Origin of the sequence: Pokkaliibacter plantistimulans (assembly GCF_003194385.1) — a bacterium.
GTDB classification, from domain to species: Bacteria; Pseudomonadota; Gammaproteobacteria; order Pseudomonadales; family Balneatricaceae; genus Pokkaliibacter; species Pokkaliibacter plantistimulans.
Window position 1 is genome coordinate 24,502 of record NZ_LAPT01000040.1, and the last position, 18,681, is coordinate 43,182.

Genomic DNA, 18,681 nt, shown 5'->3' on the forward strand with positions numbered 1-18,681 from the left:
CTTTTTCCCCTATCCTTTGCAACTGCTTTATTCAATCCAGATTTGACCCGGCAGCGCCGCCAGCCAGCGCTGGCGCCATGCCGGAAGAAGCAGCAACGGCTGCCGGTTAAAGCCTTCACGGTATAGAAGAAATTCGGCGGTATAAATAAGAAGCAGGGAAAAATTACAAAATTTTACTGTCGGTGCCCATCGTGGGCTTTCAGCCATGCGGCGGCAGCCTCAGCATCACTTTCACGCGCATCCACCCAGTAACTGTCATTATCTGTTTCCTCCTTTTTCCAGAACGGCGCGCGGGTTTTCAGCATATCCATGATGTACTCACAGGCAGCAAACGCATCCTTCCGGTGACTGCTGGCCACGGCGACAAACACAATGATGTCTCCGGGCAGCATTCTGCCGACTCTGTGTACCACCAGCGCATCCTGCAGCTGCCAGCGCGTTTGCGCCTCCAGCAGCAACTGATGCAGTACCTTCTCGGTCATGCCTGGATAGTGTTCCAGCGTCAGCGCTGTCACTTCGGGGCGCTCATTAAAATCACGCACCAGCCCGCTGAAGCTGACGATGGCACCTGTCGGATACTCGTCAGACTGCCCATCGTACGGCTGAAAATGCTGTAACATCCCTTGCAGATCCAGAGGTGAAGACTGAACCCGGGCGCGTTGCGGTGGAATATTCCCCTGCTTCATACCTCAGCCTCCCGTCACCGGTGGGAAGAACGCCACTTCGTCACCATCGGCCAGCAGCTCCTGAGAGTCGACAATGGCCTGATTGACGGCCGTCAGCAGATTGGGCTGGGCCAGACAACTGGCCCAGGGCTCGCCCTGTCCCTGTAACTGTGACAGCAACTCCGCCAGCGTCATCCCGGCCTGCCATGGCCATTGCAAACCATCAATACCCAGCTCTTCACGCAGTCGGGCAAAAAATAGCACCTTGATCATGCCTGTTCCTCCAGCGCGCTTATCTGCCAGTGGCCAGACTTGCCACCGCTTTTTTCCAGCAGCCTGATGTGTTCAATCACCATGCCTTTGTCGACCGCTTTACACATGTCGTAGAGGGTCAGAGCCGCCACGCTGGCCGCTGTCAGTGCTTCCATTTCCACCCCGGTCTGCCCTGCCAGTTTGGCACGGGTTTCGATACGCACCCGCTGCTGTTCAGGCAGCGCCTGCAGCTCAACCTTGACGGAAGTGAGCATCAGGGGATGGCAGAGCGGTATCAGCTCCCAGGTCCGTTTGGCCGCCTGAATACCAGCGATACGGGCCACTGCAAACACATCCCCTTTGGGATGTTTGCCATCGATCAGCAGGGCCATGCATTCGGCTGACATGCTGACCACAGCTTCGGCTCTGGCTTCACGCTGACTGACGGACTTGTCGGTCACGTCCACCATGTGGGCATGGCCCTGACTATCAAGATGAGTAAGTTGTGACATAGAAAACATCCACCACAGAACACTTATCTGAGCGGAGAACGTGAACTCGTTCTCAGCTCAGTACACCGTGAAAAGGAATAAACTGCAGCACCTCTCCGGCGGCAAATACCTTGCCAGCGGGAATCTCCAGCAAGCCGCTGGCAGCACAAGCCGTCGTCAACACACCTGAACTCTGATTACCCACCGGCACGGCGACTATCCCCTGCTCCGTTGTCTGCAATAGGGCACGAACGTATTCCGTTCGGCGCCCGGCGCTCTTGAGTGAGTACCCGGCCCTGACGTCAAAACGCGGTGCTGAAACCTGCTCCTGCCCCATGGAGCGCAGCAGGTAGGGACGCGCCAGCAGAGAGAACGTTACCAGCACGGAAGCAGGGTTGCCCGGCAAGCCGATAAAGGGGGTGTCCCCCACCCGGCCAAAAGCAAAAGGCTTGCCCGGCTTGATTGCCAGTTTCCAGACCAGCAGCTGGCCCAGTTCATTGACGGCCTGACGCACATGATCTTCTTCACCTACCGACACCCCGCCGGTGGTCATGATGATATCCGCCGAGGTGGCCGCCTCCTGCAGCGCCTGTGTGGTCAGCGCCAGCTGGTCAGGGACAATACCAAGGTTGATTACATCCAGCCCCAGCCCACGCAACAGCGCCTCAAGCATGAAGGCATTGGAGTTGTAGATCTGCCCGGGTTGCAGTGGCTGCCCCGGCGCTACCAGTTCATCTCCGGTGGTCAGTATGGCCACCCGAAGCGGACGAAACACGGCCACTTCGGCAATCCCGACAGAGGCCAGGACACCGAGATGGCTGGCCCCCAGACGCACTCCCGGCTCAAACAACACGGCACCCTGCTGGATATCTTGACCGGCCTTGCGCACATGCTGACCGGACGCAGGCTGAATCTGGATATGCACAGATTCCTTGCCCTGCTCATCGACGATGGCACGGCAGTCTTCCTGCATCACCACGCTATCGGCGCCGACCGGCACCACCGCACCGGTGAAAATACGCACGGCCGTGCCGGGTTGCAGCGGCTCGGGAACACTACCGGCAGGGACACGCTGGCTGACCGGCAGTACGCCATCAGCACCGAAATCCGCAGCACGCAGGGCATAACCATCCATCGCGCTGTTGTCGGCTGGAGGTACCGACATGGGGCTGATGATTCCTTTGGCCAGTACCTTACCCAACGCCTGATGCAGCGGCAGGGTTTCTATCGGTGTCAACGGCAGCGCACGTGCCAGCAGAGTCGCCAGCACGTCGTCAATGCTCTTCAGAGGTTCACGGACACAGCTGTCGCTCATGCCTGCCCCCCAGTCTCTTTCGCTACAGGCTTGACCATTTCGACAAAGTTACAGGGCCGGTGCCGGCTGTCGAGCTGTTCGCGAATGATGCTGTTCCAGGCAGTCCGGCAGGCGCCGGTCGAGCCGGGCATGCAAAAAATCAGGGTACGGTTGGCAACCCCGGCCAGCGCACGGCTCTGGATGGTGGACGTGCCAATTTCACTGTAGGAAATCTGCCGGAACAGTTCGCCAAAGCCTTCGATGGTCTTGTCGAACAGCGGCTTCATGGCTTCCGGCGTCGAGTCACGGGCGGTAAAACCGGTGCCTCCCGTGATCAGCACCGCATGAATATCGGCATCAGCAATCCACTGCGACACCACTGCACGCATCTGATATACGTCATCCTTCACAATGGTGCGCGTTGCCAGTGTGTGACCGGCCTCCTGCAAGCCGGCGACCAGCGCATCACCCGAGGTGTCATTGGCCGCGGTGCGCGTATCGGACACCGTCAGCACGGCGATATTGAGAGGTGTGAGATCAGTACTGAAGGCCATGGTATGTCCCATAAATCGGGGGGGTTAGAAAAGGGAAAACGGGGTAGTTACAAAAAAGAGCAACGAGCTGTCAGGGTTGTAGTGATGACAAACTTGTCAGATCAGCCGCCCGTCATATTCATAAAACGCAGCACCTGCGGCTCGTCACTGAGCGAAAAATGATGGCGCTCAGGCTTGATCGCCATCGCTTCCATCAGAGTCTGGCGCAGACGCTGATCATCGCCGGGATAACGACGCAGCACGGACTTCAAGTCCACAGAGTGCTCATTGCCAAGGCAAAGTAACAGGCGCCCTTCCACCGTCACCCGCACACGATTACAGGTGCTGCAGAAGTTATGGCTGTGGGGCGAGATAAAGCCGACACGGCTGCGCTGTCCGGGAATACGGTAGTAACGTGAGGGGCCGCCGGTCGTTTCTGCCGAGGCCACCAGACCATAGCGCTGTTGCAACTGCTCCAGCAAAGCGTCGTTGCCCAGATAGGTGTGCTGCAGATCACGGGTGCGCACTTCACCGAGCGGCATTTCTTCAATGAAGCTGATGTCCATGCCACGCTCAATAGCGTAGTTCAGCAGATTATCCAGTTCATCAACGTTCTTGCCCTGTAACACCACGGTGTTGAGCTTGATGCGCTCAAACCCGGCATCCCGTGCCGCTTCGATACCCGCCAGTACCTGCTGCAGCTTGTCACGGCGGGTCATGTCAACGAAGCGTTCCGGCTTGAGGGTATCCAGACTGATATTGAGGCGCTTCACCCCGGCAGCCTTCAGCTCGCTGGCATAGCGACCAAGCTGCGAGCCATTGGTCGTCAGCGTCAGCTCTTCCAGCCCCGGCAGCTGCCCCAGCTGCTGAATCAGCCACATCACATTAGGGCGTACCAGTGGCTCTCCACCGGTCAGGCGAATCTTCTTCACTCCCATGGCCACAAAATTACGCCCGACATCCGCCAGCTCCTCCAGACTCAGAATCTGTGCCCGACGCAGGAATGTGGTGTCTTCGTTCATGCAGTAAATACAGCGAAAATCACAACGATCAGTGACCGACAGCCGCAGATAGCTGACACGCCGGCCAAAGTTGTCGATCAGCGATGGCATATCCGCAGACGAAGAGACGCCATTAGAGGAGGACGCTGGATGCAAGACCGGTGATGCGTTATTGAAGTCGCCTGTAGACCCTGTAGACCTCTTAGACTCTGTAGACATAGTTACCTGCTTACCACTCAAGAAGTGCAGCGTCCCATCCACGACTTCACAACAATAAATGTAAGGTGGGCGATAGACATGATCGCCATTTACAGCAGCGGGACACACACAGTAAATCAGGTGCCACCTTCTGCCAGTTTGTCGATTCCGACCTTTGCTCGTTCTGTAGCGGCCGAGCACAGCAAACAACACGGCAATTCAGGACAAAACGCCTGATCCCGCACAGTCAGTCCAGACTGGGCGTGCTCGCCTGCCTGGATTCTTGGTAATCATGCCAGCACTTTTCAACATAGTCGGCGACCTGCTGTGGCTGGTTGATATCCAGCTGTGGCAGAGCAAGCTGGTCATCACAACCACCGTCCCACACCAGTGCCTGCACATATTCATCCTGACTATGCAGGAATGGCTTGCCGAGTGCGCACCGATGCAGCTCAATTTTTGGCCAGGGCGCATGGCGAAAGCCTTCCACCAGCACCATATCCAGCACCGACATATCAAGCAAGGCCAGCTGCTGCTGTAACTCCGCCTCCTGCTTTTCGCCATTTTCATGAAACACCACTGAACGCCAGGGTGTTACCAGCACCCCCTGCACTGCGCCAGCCTTACGCAGGCGATAGCTGTCTTTCCCCGGCTTATCCAGTTCGAGATCGTGGTGGGAGTGTTTGACCACACCAATACGGTAACCACGCTGGCAAAGAATACGCACCACCTGCTCCAGCAAGGTGGTCTTTCCTGTGCCACTGTATGCGGCAAAAATCAGAGTGAACATCGTCACAGTTTCCAAAGTTCTGCAGTGCTGCGGGCAGGCTGACAGGCATTCTGCCCTAGCCTGCGAAAGAGGTGTCTATTTGCTGCCGTTGTAGCAATTTTTCAAGTAAATCAAGACCTTCTTGCCAGTCTCCCAACCCGCTTTCACCGTTGATATGACCCAGTGCACCGACTTCAACCAGACCGCTCCCCCAAGCCAGCGCCTGCTGATGAGCAAATTCCGGGCTGCTGTACGGGTCATTCAGGCTGGTGACCACCAGCGAAGGGAATGGTAATACCGCTGCTGGCAGGGGCGTAAATCCTCTTGCGGAAGGAGGATAGGCAGGCATGGCCGGATCAGGCACCGCCACCAGCAGCGCTGCGCGAATGCGATGTTTACTCTGGCTGGCCCAGTGCGCCAGCGTGAGGCATCCGAGACTGTGTGCGACAACGACGGTGTCCTCTCCCATGGTGGCCAGTGTCTCCTCCAGCCGCGCAACCCATTGCTGGCACTCCGGATTGTGCCAGTCATCCTGCTCGACACGCTGCCAGTAGGGAAACAATTGCTGCCAGCGACTTTGCCAGTGAGGCTCATCAGAGTTGCCAAAGCCCGGATGAATCAAAACGGGGTGATGCACTGCGCTGTCCTCCATATTGATCGCAATGCTTCTGAGGGTACGCGGGGATGCTGTCAAAGTCACCGTAAGAACGTGTGCAGGTTCAAAAGGCCGCACTCTGACAGTAGTCAAAACAGCAGAGACTAATCCGCCGCCGCTGTGCCGATGGGGCCGGGAATACGTGCCAGTGCAGCTTCTAATGCTGCATAACAATTGGGATCAAGAGCCGTTCCGCGCATCTGCGCCATGATCGCCAGGGTTTTCGGTGTCGGAGTGGCTTCATGGTAGGGGCGAGCGGAAGAGATCGCATCAAAGATATCCGCCGTGGTGATGATGCGGGTAAAAGGCGTGATTTCCTCTGCTTGCAGACCGCGAGGATAGCCCGTGCCGTCCAGTCGCTCGTGATGCGCCGCTGCGACTCTGGCTAATGCCGAAAAGGCTTTGATCCTTGAGAGAATCTGCTCGGAGTAGGTAGCATGCATTTTCACCGCCTCCCATTCCTGCGGGTCCAGCTTGCCCGGCTTGTCCAATACGGTATTGCTGACCCCAAGCTTGCCTACATCATGCAGCAGTGCTCCCCGCTTCAGCCAGCGCCGCACAGGCATGGAATAACCCATTTCCTCAGCCACAAGGTCGGTGTACAACCCGACACGTTCACTATGACCGGCCGTGTAAGGGCTTTTTGAGTCCACCACCTGACCAAAGGCCGCTGCAATCTCATCCATGTAATCATCATCCAGCGGCAGCCAGTGCTGAGCCGGTTCCAGACTGACAACGAAGTCCTGCAACTGCGGATGCGTCAGCACCTCCCAGAACCCTGGTCGTACGGCGACCTGCTCAAGCGCCACCACCACCGCAGGATCAAACCACAGGCCAGTGCGCATACGCGCCTCTCGCAGCGCGGCCTTCGGCCCGGAGACCAGAAAGAACACGTCAACCACCTGGCACAGCAGCGCAATACGGGCGTACAACGGAATAGCATCGCCACTGAGCCCTTCAGGTTTACCTTTGCCATTCCAGTGTTCATCCAGACTGTGAATGCCCTCAGCCACCCCTTCGCTGAAGCGCAACTGGCGGGCGATGGCAGCTCCACGTTCACAACGGGTGCGAATCAGCTCTTTGGAGTAGTCTTCACCGTTCTGAAAAATATCCAGCACACGACGAAAGCGCTCGGCCAGCCCGGCTTCAAGGCCGGTGTGTTTGAGCACAAAGTTGACCACCTGCGGCAGCCCGCCATTCACCCACTTGTACTCGCGTTTGAAGGCCAGATCATCGGTGAGGTACAGCTCACAGATACGAGCAGCATTACTGCTACACCCCAGATCCTTGAGCAGCAGGGTGTAATACAGCTCCCACATCTGCTCATCACTCAGGCCGAGCTTTTCACCGATATGCATGCCGATCCAGCACACACGCATGCAGTGGCCCGGCGGCTGACCTTCGGTCATATCCAGCGCATGACTGAGCGCACTGATCAGTTCAGCACGCGACAGCTCTGATACCTCAGGCAGATGGAGATTATCCAGTACGGATCGATTCACAGACAGCTTCCAGCCAACAACAGCAACAGTGCAATCTCAAGTTAAGCAGGGAATACCAGTCCGTGGCGAGATTTTCGAAGAGCTTGGAAAACAGTGAAGGCAACGCTGTAGCGTCACAATAGCAAGGGCCATGGATGGCCGGATAATGGTAAAAGCCGACGGCAGACGATGGCTTCTTTGCCGGTGAAGGGAAGAAGCCATGCCCGTCAGCAGCCAACAGCTCAGACCAGAGGCGTCCGTCGCATGGATTTAACGTCGCTACGCTGACGTTTATGTTCCATCCGCTTCTGTCGGGACGAATAGCTGGGCTTGGTGGCAATCCGGGGACGCTGCGGCGCCAGCGCCTGTCCCACGACATCACGCAAGCGCTCAACAGCGGCCTGCTTGTTTTGCAGCTGGCTGCGATAAGCCTGTGCCTTGATGATGAATACCCCATCCTTGCTGAGACGGTCATCACGTACACACAGCAATCGCTGTTTGCACTCCTCAGGCAACGATGAAGCGCGAATATCAAAGCGCATCTGTACTGCGCTGGACACTTTGTTGACGTTCTGACCACCCGCGCCTTGTGAGCGTATCGCCTGAAAATCCAGTTCGTCTTCGGCGATGCTGAGGTAGGGAGTGAGCAATATACGATCCAACCCGTTCTCCTGATCTCCAACGCCTCTGCGTCGGCTTGGCAAAGTGTAAAAAGTAGACATGGTGTAAGCAGAGGGTGGCGTGCTCTGCCACGCCGGACAGCCTTTATGCTGTCGCTTTTTCCTGAACCAGAACCCAGGGCTTTACCACCACGGCCCACAATAAGGGATTATGCTCATGCCAGTGCAAGGCCTGCTGTACCGTGGTCTTGCCTACCAGGCCCTGACGCAGCCAGCCCTGAATCTGTTCGGCACGGTCTTCTGCAAAGGCCAGCGCCACCGCCACCAGATCAAGCTCTGCAGCGACAGATACCAGATCACCACTGGCAAAAAAGCGTTCCACTTCCTTCCAGCTGATCTGTGCCGTCTCCAGATTGATCTTGTGCTGCAACAGGGTGCGATCAGCCTCCCCTGCGAACGGCAAGCCGTCTTGTGACTCATTCATTGCTTTTGTATCGCTCTCATTGGTCAAGGTTCATTTGACCTGATATTGCTGCAATGCATAGGTTTCAATGCCCTGCAGACGCTGAATCTCTACCTTCACCAGACCGACACCCTTGGCATAGAACTCTATCCGTTTCTCATTGATGCCCGTCTTGAAGGTATACATATCGCAGTCAAAAACCCCAGCAGGAACTCTCAGTGGCAACTTGCAGTGCTGATAGTTAATCCAGCCACCTTCGTTCTGGTAGTCACGCTGCTGTCCGTTGGGTGACACCAGGTTCTGCTCGACACGAGGCGTGGCTTCCGTCAGCGCAGGCGCCTGATAAAAGTCCACGGCCTCATCCAGAGAACCATCCGCATTGCCGCGCACCCAGTGCCCTGTACCCAGCACATCATAGTAGTACCAGGGCTGACCATTGAGCATCTGGATCTTCTCTACTTTTGAACTGACCAGTCTGGCAGGGTCACCATTCACCACATAGCTCCAGCTGTTGCCCACTTTGAGGGGCACCACGGCATCCACAGCGTGATTGATAAAATCATCCTGATTGATACGTGGCTGCAGATTGCCATCAGTACTCTGCGGTGCGGCCTCACCCGATGAGGACGAGCCCAGCAACGATTGTGGCTTGAGATCACAGCCACTGACTCCCAGAGCCAGCGCCAGACAAACTAACTTCTTGATCATGATAGCTTCACTGCCGAAAGTCTTTGGCGGCACCTGCCATGGCGGGAGTCAACCTCAGCTCAGGCCTTGCCCGGCGATGGATCGTCCAGCACAGTTTGACGAAGAAGAGCCCTGCTCCTCTGATTCAACGGCGCCCAGTGTGGGGCGAAATCTTAACAGCTTCGCTCAGGATTAAAATCTTTTCTGCTGTTCCATAAAGCCCGTTACGCGACATGGTTGCGCGGTCTTTACAAGGAAAAACCATCCTCCCGGTTGATAACCTGCACAAATATTGCAATCTTTATCAACTATTTCACCATCACTACGAATTCCCTCGCATATACAAGGAACGCCCATGCCGATTCGTCGCCCGTCTTTTGCTGCTCTGGCGGTCAGCACCCTGCTGGCCCTCAGCGCCTGCTCCAGTGCCCAGCACCATCCTGCCTACACTGCTGGCAAGACCTACCACCTGACCATCCTGCATACCAACGATCACCATGGTCACTTCTGGCGAAATGACCATGAAGAATACGGTATGGCAGCCCGGAAGACGCTGATCGACCAGATTCGTCAGGAAGTAGCGGCAGAAGGTGGCAGCGTGTTGCTGCTGTCGGGTGGCGATATCAATACCGGCGTCCCCGAGTCTGACCTGCAGGACGCCGAGCCTGACTTCAAAGGGATGAAAATGCTGGGCTATGACGCCATGGCCATTGGCAACCATGAGTTTGACAACCCGCTGAGCGTCCTGCGCCAGCAGCAAAACTGGGCAGGCTTCCCGCTGCTGTCCGCCAATATTTATGACCATGCCAGCGGCAAACGCCTGTTTGATCCCTATCACATCTTCGATGTGCAGGGCATCAAGGTTGCGGTCATGGGACTGACCACGGAAGACACGGCCAAGATCGGTAATCCGGAATATCTCAACGGCATCGACTTCCGCAATCCCATCGCAGAGGCAGCCAAACTGGTGCCTTCCCTGCACAAGCAGGCCGATATTGTCATTGCTGCAACTCATATGGGCCACTACGACAACGCCCAGCACGGTATCAATGCACCGGGTGATGTCAGTCTGGCACGACAAGTGCCCGGTATTGATCTGGTGGTCGGTGGACACTCGCAGGATCCGGTGTGCATGCAGGCAGAGAATGTCTCCAATGCAGCCTTCCAGCCGGGTGATCCCTGCGTTCCTGACACGCAGAACGGCACTATCATTGTGCAAGCCCATGAATGGGGAAAATATGTCGGTCGCGCTGACTTCACCTTCAAGGATGGCAAACTGACGCTGGACCGCTATCAGCTCATTCCTATCAACATGACGAAAAAGGTCAAGGTCGATGGCGAAAGCAAGCGCGTACTGGTGGGCGAACGTATTCAGGAAGATCCGGCCATGCTGGCGTTCCTGACGCCCTATCAGGAAAAAGGACAGAAGGAGCTGAGTGCCGTCGTCGCCAGCAGCAATGGCACCCTGGATGGTGATCGCAAGGATGTGCGCTTCCATCCCACCAACCTTGGCGAACTGATTGCTGTGGCGCAGATGAATGCCGCCAATGCCGATCTCGGTATCGTCAACTCTGGCGGGGTACGCGACAGTATCGAAGCAGGGCAGATCACCTACAAGGATGTGCTCAAGGTACAGCCCTTTGCCAACGCCGTGTGCTTCGTGGAAATGACAGGCAAGGAGCTGAAAGGCTACCTGGCAACCATCGCCGCCATGCCGGTGGACTCAGGCGCCTTTGCCCAGTTTGGTGGTGTCAGCTTCAAATACGCCAATGGCGCCGTCAGTGACGTCGTGGTGTACGGCAAAGGGCGTCGTGAGGTGCAGGATAATGAGATGTACCGGCTGTCCATCAACAGCTTCTCCGCCTCTGGTGGCGATAAGTACCCTGTGCTTGATCAGCGGGCCGACTTCGTCAACACCGGCATTGTCGACGCGGCCGCGTTAAAGGACTTCCTGCATGCACGCGGCACTATTGATGTCGCTGAGTTCGAGCCGGGAGACAAGGTCGTTCGGCAGTAAGCACTGCGCAGAACGTGTTCACGCGCTAACCGAGTTGCCTGCCTTTTCGAGCAGGAAGCAGGCAACTCCCGATTCGAATCCGCCCCCGTTCGCCCCCACGCGCTACCTCCCCCCTGAGTGATTACCCTGTCAGCGCCAGCAAGCCAAAGGGAACCAGACCCTTTCCAGCTCTGACTAAAGATCAGACAGTGATATAAGAATCTATCGCCCGCCGCAGAGATTTCAGGGGCTTTTCTGGATAAAAGCGCAGTTTGCAGCAATACTGCTGCACCGACGCGATGGTCACGCCCATCAACTGTGGCCGGTTACTACCCCCTATGGATAGCGACTTACCCGAGTGGACAGCTGCCAATTCTGCCTGTGCCCGGCTGTGCCACCACAGCCAATCCGTACGGCCAGCAGCCATCGCCTTATCAGAGGACACACCAGATGCAGAAGTGCTGGAAGAAAAGCACAGTCGTACTCATCGCCCTATTACTTGCTGGCTGTGCAGCAAAAAAAAGCACTACCATTCCACAATCACAGCAGCAGCCACAGGAAGTCGAGAGCGGTAAGCCACCACAGACCGCTCGCACCCATTTTCCCGATGTACCGGAGGCGCAGCCTGAGTTCCCTCCTTTCGCCCTGGGCACCGACTATGGCAAAGCCGCAGAGCTGACCGTCAGCCATTTCAACACGCTCTTTCAAGAGAATGAATTCGCCGACTTACTTAAGGGAGCTAGCTCAGGCGATCAGCTGGCACTGGCCCAGGTTACGCTGCGTGTAGTGCAACAGCGTCAGCCCGCGGTGTGGATCAACAAGCGCAAAGACATTCGAGTCGCCATAGAACATCTGCTCGACAGTCAATACGACAGCAGTGCCACTCTCCGCCATGTCGAGGGTGTCACCCCGCCAACGGAACTCAGGCTGCTGAACGTGCCGTTTTGGGCTAACTCTGGCGATGGGGCTAACATCCGTAGCGCCCCCACAACAGATGCACGTGTGATTACCATTCTGCGTCTGGGAGCGACGTTCGATGCTCTGGGAGAAACCCCTGAACACTGGCTGGCCATTGGCCGGGATGGCGTATTAGTGGGTTATATTTCGGCTGATCTGGCGGGTTTGGTGTCTTACCCGCTATCTACTGCGGAAACAGATCTGGATGCCCTGACCGGTACGCTGGAGAAAGACAGTACCCGGGAGTTTCACTTCAAGGATGAGCAGGTGCAACAAACAACGGTCAAGATGAATATGGGCTGCCAGACGCTAGAGTTTGGCATCAGCACGCCGCTGGTAAAGAAAATCAAGCATATACGCGTCTGTCAGACTGCCAGTGGCGCATGGCAACAACGTTAGGCATCCCCTCTGGTAACCGTTGCAGCTTCCGTGGACAGACCATCACTACCCGAGAAACAGCTATCCCGACAAGTGATGTGATGAGTACACACAAACACACAAGGTAAAGGAAAATATATTTCCATCGCGACAAACAAACTTATTTAACATTATGTATCCAATGGTATACTTCCACCCCGCTTATGTTAATCAATCCGTCAGGGAAGACGGTTCCTCCTCGCCTTTGCATGGAAGCGCGACTCTTCTCTGACATTTACCAATGCAGAGGAGTATTGCATGCAAGCCCGCTATCTTGTTGCCGCTTTAACCACCTCCATCCTGCTGGCCGGTTGTGCCGGACAACAGCAGAAGAACAGTAAGGCCGCCGCCACTTCGGACAATGGTCCCAAGTTCGTTATCGGTGCCCAGTATGATCAGGTTACCAATCAAACTCTGGATGCCCTGACCACCAACTACAGCACTGGCTCCATCGCCTCGTCGCTGGGTGACATCAATGATCAGGATCGCCAGGCACTGGCACTGGCCACACAGAAAGTCCTGCTGCAAGGCAAGACCACTTCCTGGAAAACTCGTCGCAACAAAACCTCGGTTTCTATCGCGCCTCAGTCAGCCGAAGCCAATCTGGTACCTGCGACATTGCGCTTCCTGCCAGAAGTAACTCCAGTTGATTCATTGACCCTGCTGAACATTCCTTACTGGGTGAAATCAACCAGTGGTGTCAACATCCGCACCGCACCAAGCACCGATGCGTCTGTCGCCGCCACCCTGCTGCTGGGCACTACCTTCACCGCTCTGGGTAAAACTGATACCGACTGGATTGCCGTAGGCCGCAACGGTGTACTGGTAGGCTATATGTATTCCCCTCTGGTCGCACCGACCCCCTATCCTCAGTCAGCCAGCGCGACCGATCTGGATACCTTCTCCGGCACGCTGGCTAACAAAGACGTGACCTTCTTCAACTTTTCCGCCGACGTCGTGCGCGAAAAGAGCATCGGTGTCCGTACTCAGTGCCAGACACTGGCGCTGGATATCCGCTCCAAGTCAGTCAAGACCACTGAGCAGTCTCGTCTGTGCCAGGACTTCAACGGTACCTGGGCTAACCGTTAATCGGTAGCAGCAGACACAACAAGGGGAGCCGAATTGGCTCCCCTTGTTATTTACAGCAGTTTGTCACCGCATATTCATCCCAACTCAACAACTCTGAGAGCCAGTTGGAATGAAAGCGTCACATCCTGCTCAGTCTTCTCGCGTGAAGGCAGTGGGATTGAGGCTGTAAATATTATCTACGGACTCGAGATTGTCGCGCGTCACGTTCAGATTTCGCAGCAGGCCATCTTCAATACCGTAGATCCAGCCGTGAATGGCCAGATCCTGACCATTGGCCCAGGCATTCTGTACGGCCTTCATGTGGCTGATGTGGGCAACCTGCTCAACGACATTGATTTCACACAGACGATTCAGACGCTCACCTACCGGCAGTGCATGAATCGCCTGCTGGTTGTAGTAGTAAGTATCCTTGATATGACGCAGCCAGTTATCGATCAGCCCCAGATCGCCATTCTCCATCGCGGCTTTCACACCGCCACAGCCGTAGTGACCACAGACAATGATGTGCTTGACCTTAAGCACGCGCACGGCGAAGTGGATAACAGAGATGGCATTCAGGTCTGAGTGAATCACCAGGTTGGCGATATTGCGGTGAACAAACACCTCGCCAGGTAACAGGCCCATCAGCTCGTTGGCGGGTACACGACTATCCGAGCAGCCAATCCACAGATACTCGGGAGTTTGCTGGTACGACAACATCTTGAAAAAGCCGGGGCGCTCTTCTTCCATACGCGCAGCCCATTCGGCGTTCTTGGCAAACAAATGATCTAGATTCGAGCTCATAGACAGACCTTCTGCTATGGGGTATCCCCCTTGACTTGAAACCAGAGCGTCAGTCACAGACTGTATCCCTTGCTAAGCGATAGCAGCCTGCCTTCACGCGCCTGATCCGTTATGCTGACCTACGCCAGCCAGAGGAACAGAGGACTTCAGGATGTCAGGAGATCACTTACCCCCAACCCTTGCCCTTGCTCCGGTACTGCCAGCGGCCACGATAGCAGCCCCTTCTGTAGTACCACGACCTCAGCGTAGATCAGCGCATGGAAACCGATCTGAATCCGGCAGCTGTATCACTGCTCTGTTTATTCTGGTGATGCTGATTATTGTGGGTAAAGACACACAGGCAAACGAATTACACGTGCTGACGACCGATGAAATGCAGAAAGCGGTAGCCCCACTTACTCAGCAATTCGCTCCCGATACCCAGCGTCAGGTCAGTTACTCAACCCTGCAGGCTACGCCCATCGAGCAGCAGCTGGACAGCATCAAAGAGGCCGACATTGTACTTGGGCTGACGCCAGCTCAGCTGGAGGCACTGGCACAGTCAGGCATCATCGCCGGCAACAGTATTCTGCCACTGACACGCGGCCAGCTGGCTTACTGGCAACCGTCCAGCCATCGCCCCGGCAAGCGCGACCTCTACAAGGCCGCATCGCTGTCCATGCCCTTGCCTGACAAAGACCCTTATGGGGATGCCGCCAAACAGGTGCTCACACTATTCAATCTGTGGCCATTTCCACGCCGCGTATTTCAGTCCTTCGCAGCGGATGGCGCTTTTACACTGGTCGCCTCAGGCAGCACCAGCGGGGGGTTGGTCTCACTGGCTGCGCTGAAAACCCGGCGCACCGACCCACGCACCTTCTGGGTTGTCCCGGAAACCCTGTACTCGCCGATCATTCTGGCAGGGGCCCAGACGGTGGGCACATCGCAACCGGCTCTGGCTAGCGCTTTTCTCAGCTGGCTGAACAGTGACAGCATCCAGCAGCAGCTGAAAAACGTCGGCTACCTGCCTGTTCGTTAACCCTGAGATAAACGCATATCGACATGGGGAATACCGTCTTCCAGGTATTCCCCGGACACAGCGACAAAACCATAGCGTCCATAGAATGCCGTCAAATGCGCCTGCGCACTGAGTGCAACCTCATGCTGAGCGCAGTGCTGCCTGATATAATCCAGCGCCGACACCATCATGCGCCCCGCCAGCCCTGATCCACGAGCCTGTTCAGCCACGACTACCCGGCCGATACGCACCGTATCGCCAGGAATGACGCGAAGATAGCCGAGCACCGCCTCCTGCTCACCGGTATACAGCAGATGGAGGCATTCTGGATCAACGCCATCGATATCTGCGTACAGGCACTGCTGTTCCAGCACAAACACCTGCTGACGCAGGGCCAGCAGTCGATAAAGCTGCAGCGGGCTGAGCTGATCAAAGCGGTACCATTGTGCAATCGGCATGGTGCCTCCGATACTCCGCAGAAAAACTGGCGCCTATCATACCGACAGCACTGGATCAGTTCACGTCCAACATGACCGGGAAGCGGCTATACCGCTGTGCCGCTGCAAAGGATGTTACCCTGCCAGATCACTTCATTTCGGCGGATGAAATCAAGGTAAACGCCGGGTTTTCACTCACAATACAAGTCGCGTTTTTTGTATCAATGCGTTAAAGTGCGCGCATTCGCAGGTTCCGTAACAGGAACAAATGGGAATGGGGTGAGAATCCCCAGCTGCCCCCGCAACTGTGAAGGGGAGTCTGTCCAATACACCACTGTCATATACGACCATTCCACTGACAGGAATCATGCAATCGCCAGGACGCATGCAGTCGTAACCCGATGGGAAGGTGGGCAGACGTTGAACCGAGCCAGGATACCTGCCTGTGAATGCGTGTCATGTCTGTGATCGGGGTGAGTCTCAGACCGGTGTCATCATCGTCGACGCGTCAGTTTTCCTGACAGACCGTTGAACTTCATCTTTCCAACTCGTGCCCCGTCTTGCGTCCTTTCCCCTGACGCAGGTCTGCATGTCGTTGCTGTAGTGCCGTTCCGCGGTCTGTCGATCAGAATCTCTGGAGACTTACGCCGTGAAATCCTCTTTTACCGCTTTCGCTGGTGCGGGCTTGTTGCGCCCAGCTTTAACTCCGCTGGCCGTGGCATGTCTGACTGCCACCTTTGCCGTCAACGCTCTGGCGGCGGATGACGACACCACTACCGACGAACTGCTGGTGACAGCCAGCCGACTGCCGCAGGAAGCCAGCAGTGTCGGCAGCTCTGTCACTGTGCTGACCCGCCAGCAACTGGAGCAGCGTCAGATTACCCGTGTTGCCGATGCCCTGCGAGGTATGCCCGGCATCAACATTTACCAGACATCCACCCCAGGTTCCGTCACCTATGCCCGCATTCGCGGCCTGAACCAGCGCTTCGTCAAGGTGGTGATCGACGGTGTGACCGTTAACGACCCCTCCGACATCAGCAACAGCATGGATCTTGGCAGCCTGCTGGTCGCCGATATTGAACGTATCGAAATTGTTCGTGGCCCGCAAAGCGCGCTGTGGGGTAGCGATGCCATCGGCGGCGTCATTCAGATCATCACCCGTCAGGGCGGCACCAACCGCACCAACCTGCGTGCCGAAGCCGGCACCAATGACACCCAGACTCTCAGCCTGTCCGGTAGTGGCAGTGCCGGAAAAGTGGACTACGGCTACGGCCTGTCAGGGTTGCACAGTGATGCGTTCTCTTCCCTCAACGAAGATCGCGGCAACGACGAGAAGGACAAGAACAACACCCGCCAGGTCAATGGCCGGGTTACCTATCACCTGACCGACGACTGGGACGTCCGCCTGAATGTCAGCCACAACTACAGCCGCCTTGATTATGATGGCTACGATCCGCTGACCTTCGCCCTGACCGACAACAATGATTTCAGTACGGCAGAACGCAACAGCGTGCGTCTGGAAACCAACTTTGCACTGCTGGATGGCAATTTCGAGAACCGTATCGGCTTCAGCCATGCCAACACGCTGCGCAACTATTACACCGAGGCCAGCGGCAACTACGATTACGAAGGCGAAAGCAACAAGGCGGACTATCAGGGCCAGTATCATTTTGGCATCGCCGCCCTGCCCAATCTGGAAAACACCCTGATTGTGGCGCTGGAACACGAAGAAGAAAGCTTTAACAGCACCTACAGCGCTCAGGGCGAAGCAGACAACAGCAGCGATTCCTGGGTGGCCGAGTATCGCGCTGACCTGAGCGACACCGCCAGCCTGAGTCTCAGCCATCGCTTCGATGACAACCATGACTTCGACAACGAGAACAGCTCACGTGCGGCCCTGTCATGGAACATTCTGCCCCAGACCCGTCTGCATACCAGCTACGGTACGGGTATCAAGAATCCCAGCCTGTATCAGTTATTTGATGCTTACTCAGGCAATCGCGACCTGACCGCTGAAGAAAGCCATGGCGGTGATATCGGTATCGAGCAGAAGCTGGGCGACTGGAGCCTGGATCTGACCTGGTTCAGCAACCGCGTCAAGAATCAGATCGACTACGACTACAGCACCTTTACTTATCAGAACGTTGAGGGTGTCACCCGTAGCAAGGGTGTGGAAGTCAGCGCCAACGGCAAGATCAACGCACAGCTGCAGCTGAATGCCTCCTACACCTATACCGATGTGGATAACGAGGAAGACAGCACTGCGCTGTTGCGTCAGCCCTGGCATGAAGGCTCCGTCTACGTGGACTACAAACTCGCGGGTTTACCTGCCGCCATCAATACGGGCATTGTCTACAAAGGCCAGCGTGATGACAGCGGCAGCCACCACCTGCCCAGCTACACCGTGGTCAACGTGTCCGGTCGTTATGATCTCAACCCAACCTGGCAGCTGACTGCACGTGTGGAAAACCTGTTTGATCGCGAATATGAAGAGCTGTACGGCTACGGCACTCAGGGTCGCGCCCTGTATGTCGGCGTCAATGCAGCGTTCTAAACGGCAGTTGAAAAACGTAATCGAGGCAGCCGAGACAAGGAAATACCCCGCGGGCACAAGAAACAGGCAAAAAAGCGGAGTTTAGCAGGCTGTTGAAAAACGTTATCGAGGCAGCCGAGACAAGGAAAAAACAGGCGAAAAAGCGGAGTTTAGTGAACTAAATGAGCATTTGACTCGCTCCGCTCACCCCTTCGGGGCCGTGCTAAAGCACGTTCAGCCTTTGGCTGTGAGCCTGCTTTTGACGCAGTATTCGGCAACGCAGATAGATTTTCAACGACCTGTTAAAACGCATCGCTACCGGACTACTCCAGCAACAATAAACCCTCTGGCAGGATGGCCTGA

At 56.1% G+C, this 18,681-nt stretch carries 20 protein-coding genes and 1 riboswitch; of the genes, 5 read left to right on the forward strand and 15 right to left on the reverse strand.

Features of this window, described 5'->3' with window-relative positions; genetic code table 11:
- Positions 1-27: 27 nt before the first annotated feature.
- From WH50_RS26095 to WH50_RS09570, 13 genes are all read right to left on the reverse strand, one after another.
- Positions 28-207 carry a hypothetical protein gene (locus WH50_RS26095; RefSeq protein ID WP_133251289.1) on the reverse strand — a complete coding sequence of 60 codons (180 nt, stop codon included), beginning with the start codon at positions 205-207 and terminating at the stop codon, positions 28-30.
- Positions 174-686 (reverse strand): molybdenum cofactor biosynthesis protein MoaE, encoded by a 513-nt coding sequence (locus WH50_RS09515; RefSeq protein WP_110187091.1) that lies wholly within the window; start codon positions 684-686, stop codon positions 174-176. Before WH50_RS09515 ends, WH50_RS26095 begins: the two co-directional genes overlap by 34 nt.
- A 3-nt stretch (positions 687-689) precedes the next feature.
- Positions 690-938 carry a molybdopterin converting factor subunit 1 gene (gene moaD, locus WH50_RS09520; protein ID WP_110187092.1) on the reverse strand — a complete coding sequence of 83 codons (249 nt, stop codon included), beginning with the start codon at positions 936-938 and terminating at the stop codon, positions 690-692.
- Complete coding sequence (moaC, locus tag WH50_RS09525) at positions 935-1,429, reverse strand: cyclic pyranopterin monophosphate synthase MoaC (RefSeq protein WP_110187093.1); 495 nt, start codon at positions 1,427-1,429, stop codon at positions 935-937. Before moaC ends, moaD begins: the two co-directional genes overlap by 4 nt.
- 52 nt (positions 1,430-1,481) lie before the next feature.
- Positions 1,482-2,723 carry a molybdopterin molybdotransferase MoeA gene (locus WH50_RS09530; RefSeq protein ID WP_110187094.1) on the reverse strand — a complete coding sequence of 414 codons (1,242 nt, stop codon included), beginning with the start codon at positions 2,721-2,723 and terminating at the stop codon, positions 1,482-1,484.
- The gene (gene moaB, locus WH50_RS09535) at positions 2,720-3,256 is read right to left on the reverse strand and encodes a molybdenum cofactor biosynthesis protein B (protein WP_243410051.1); all 537 of its coding nucleotides are present in this window, start codon (positions 3,254-3,256) and stop codon (positions 2,720-2,722) included. Before moaB ends, WH50_RS09530 begins: the two co-directional genes overlap by 4 nt.
- A gap of 101 nt (positions 3,257-3,357) precedes the next feature.
- Complete coding sequence (moaA, locus tag WH50_RS09540; RefSeq protein ID WP_110187096.1) at positions 3,358-4,347, reverse strand: GTP 3',8-cyclase MoaA; 990 nt, start codon at positions 4,345-4,347, stop codon at positions 3,358-3,360.
- A 334-nt stretch (positions 4,348-4,681) separates the two neighbouring features.
- Positions 4,682-5,224 (reverse strand): molybdopterin-guanine dinucleotide biosynthesis protein B, encoded by a 543-nt coding sequence (mobB, locus tag WH50_RS09545; protein WP_110187097.1) that lies wholly within the window; start codon positions 5,222-5,224, stop codon positions 4,682-4,684.
- Between the two features lie 55 nt (positions 5,225-5,279).
- Entirely contained in the window at positions 5,280-5,840 is a 561-nt protein-coding gene (locus tag WH50_RS09550; RefSeq protein ID WP_243410053.1) for an RBBP9/YdeN family alpha/beta hydrolase, read from the reverse strand.
- 122 nt (positions 5,841-5,962) lie between these two features.
- Positions 5,963-7,360 (reverse strand): HD-GYP domain-containing protein, encoded by a 1,398-nt coding sequence (locus WH50_RS09555; protein ID WP_279305917.1) that lies wholly within the window; start codon positions 7,358-7,360, stop codon positions 5,963-5,965.
- A 221-nt stretch (positions 7,361-7,581) separates the two neighbouring features.
- Positions 7,582-8,001 (reverse strand): alternative ribosome rescue aminoacyl-tRNA hydrolase ArfB, encoded by a 420-nt coding sequence (gene arfB / locus WH50_RS09560; RefSeq protein WP_243410054.1) that lies wholly within the window; start codon positions 7,999-8,001, stop codon positions 7,582-7,584.
- Between the two features lie 103 nt (positions 8,002-8,104).
- Positions 8,105-8,443 carry a DUF2288 domain-containing protein gene (locus WH50_RS09565; RefSeq protein WP_110187099.1) on the reverse strand — a complete coding sequence of 113 codons (339 nt, stop codon included), beginning with the start codon at positions 8,441-8,443 and terminating at the stop codon, positions 8,105-8,107.
- 30 nt (positions 8,444-8,473) lie between these two features.
- Positions 8,474-9,130 carry a hypothetical protein gene (locus WH50_RS09570; RefSeq protein WP_110187100.1) on the reverse strand — a complete coding sequence of 219 codons (657 nt, stop codon included), beginning with the start codon at positions 9,128-9,130 and terminating at the stop codon, positions 8,474-8,476.
- Positions 9,131-9,464: 334 nt separating this feature from the next.
- On the opposite strand from WH50_RS09570, the gene ushA reads away from it, so the two are divergent.
- The 3 genes from ushA (at position 9,465) to WH50_RS09585 (ending at position 13,568) form a co-directional block, all read left to right on the forward strand.
- On the forward strand, positions 9,465-11,126 hold the full coding sequence (gene ushA, locus WH50_RS09575) for a bifunctional UDP-sugar hydrolase/5'-nucleotidase UshA (protein ID WP_110187101.1): 1,662 nt from the start codon (positions 9,465-9,467) through the stop codon (positions 11,124-11,126).
- Positions 11,127-11,555: 429 nt separating this feature from the next.
- A complete protein-coding gene (locus WH50_RS09580) occupies positions 11,556-12,461 on the forward strand; it encodes an SH3 domain-containing protein (RefSeq protein WP_110187102.1) in 906 nt (301 codons plus the stop codon).
- 276 nt (positions 12,462-12,737) lie between these two features.
- Complete coding sequence (locus tag WH50_RS09585) at positions 12,738-13,568, forward strand: SH3 domain-containing protein (protein WP_110187103.1); 831 nt, start codon at positions 12,738-12,740, stop codon at positions 13,566-13,568.
- 129 nt (positions 13,569-13,697) lie between these two features.
- Here WH50_RS09585 and can read toward each other — a convergent pair whose 3' ends face one another.
- Positions 13,698-14,351: a carbonate dehydratase gene (can, locus tag WH50_RS09590; RefSeq protein WP_110187104.1), complete on the reverse strand. Its 654-nt coding sequence runs from the start codon at positions 14,349-14,351 to the stop codon at positions 13,698-13,700.
- A gap of 355 nt (positions 14,352-14,706) precedes the next feature.
- On the opposite strand from can, the gene WH50_RS09595 reads away from it, so the two are divergent.
- Entirely contained in the window at positions 14,707-15,369 is a 663-nt protein-coding gene (locus tag WH50_RS09595; RefSeq protein ID WP_165838371.1) for a molybdate ABC transporter substrate-binding protein, read from the forward strand.
- On the opposite strand, the gene WH50_RS09600 is transcribed toward WH50_RS09595, so the two are convergent.
- Positions 15,366-15,806, reverse strand: coding sequence for a GNAT family N-acetyltransferase (locus WH50_RS09600; RefSeq protein ID WP_110187106.1), 441 nt, complete (start codon positions 15,804-15,806; stop codon positions 15,366-15,368). The two genes, WH50_RS09595 and WH50_RS09600, sit on opposite strands and share 4 nt — an antisense overlap.
- Before the next feature lie 210 nt (positions 15,807-16,016).
- Positions 16,017-16,246, forward strand: a riboswitch (cobalamin riboswitch).
- Between the two features lie 188 nt (positions 16,247-16,434).
- Here WH50_RS09600 and WH50_RS09605 point away from each other — a divergent pair.
- Positions 16,435-18,339, forward strand: a complete 1,905-nt coding sequence (locus tag WH50_RS09605; RefSeq protein WP_104155246.1) for a TonB-dependent receptor plug domain-containing protein — start codon at positions 16,435-16,437, stop codon at positions 18,337-18,339.
- Positions 18,340-18,681 lie beyond the last annotated feature (342 nt).

Excerpts from the sequence above, each read along its gene's own strand:
- WH50_RS26095 (WP_133251289.1), bottom strand. The coding sequence starts at position 207 with ATGGCTGAAAGCCCACGATGGGCACCGACAGTAAAATTTTGTAATTTT.
- WH50_RS09515 (WP_110187091.1), bottom strand. The coding sequence starts at position 686 with ATGAAGCAGGGGAATATTCCACCGCAACGCGCCCGGGTTCAGTCTTCA.
- moaD (WP_110187092.1), bottom strand. The coding sequence starts at position 938 with ATGATCAAGGTGCTATTTTTTGCCCGACTGCGTGAAGAGCTGGGTATT.
- moaC (WP_110187093.1), bottom strand. The coding sequence starts at position 1,429 with ATGTCACAACTTACTCATCTTGATAGTCAGGGCCATGCCCACATGGTG.
- WH50_RS09530 (WP_110187094.1), bottom strand. The coding sequence starts at position 2,723 with ATGAGCGACAGCTGTGTCCGTGAACCTCTGAAGAGCATTGACGACGTG.
- moaB (WP_243410051.1), bottom strand. The coding sequence starts at position 3,256 with ATGGCCTTCAGTACTGATCTCACACCTCTCAATATCGCCGTGCTGACG.
- moaA (WP_110187096.1), bottom strand. The coding sequence starts at position 4,347 with ATGCCATCGCTGATCGACAACTTTGGCCGGCGTGTCAGCTATCTGCGG.
- mobB (WP_110187097.1), bottom strand. The coding sequence starts at position 5,224 with ATGTTCACTCTGATTTTTGCCGCATACAGTGGCACAGGAAAGACCACC.
- WH50_RS09565 (WP_110187099.1), bottom strand. The coding sequence starts at position 8,443 with ATGAATGAGTCACAAGACGGCTTGCCGTTCGCAGGGGAGGCTGATCGC.
- WH50_RS09570 (WP_110187100.1), bottom strand. The coding sequence starts at position 9,130 with ATGATCAAGAAGTTAGTTTGTCTGGCGCTGGCTCTGGGAGTCAGTGGC.
- ushA (WP_110187101.1), top strand. The coding sequence starts at position 9,465 with ATGCCGATTCGTCGCCCGTCTTTTGCTGCTCTGGCGGTCAGCACCCTG.
- WH50_RS09580 (WP_110187102.1), top strand. The coding sequence starts at position 11,556 with ATGCAGAAGTGCTGGAAGAAAAGCACAGTCGTACTCATCGCCCTATTA.
- WH50_RS09585 (WP_110187103.1), top strand. The coding sequence starts at position 12,738 with ATGCAAGCCCGCTATCTTGTTGCCGCTTTAACCACCTCCATCCTGCTG.
- can (WP_110187104.1), bottom strand. The coding sequence starts at position 14,351 with ATGAGCTCGAATCTAGATCATTTGTTTGCCAAGAACGCCGAATGGGCT.
- WH50_RS09600 (WP_110187106.1), bottom strand. The coding sequence starts at position 15,806 with ATGCCGATTGCACAATGGTACCGCTTTGATCAGCTCAGCCCGCTGCAG.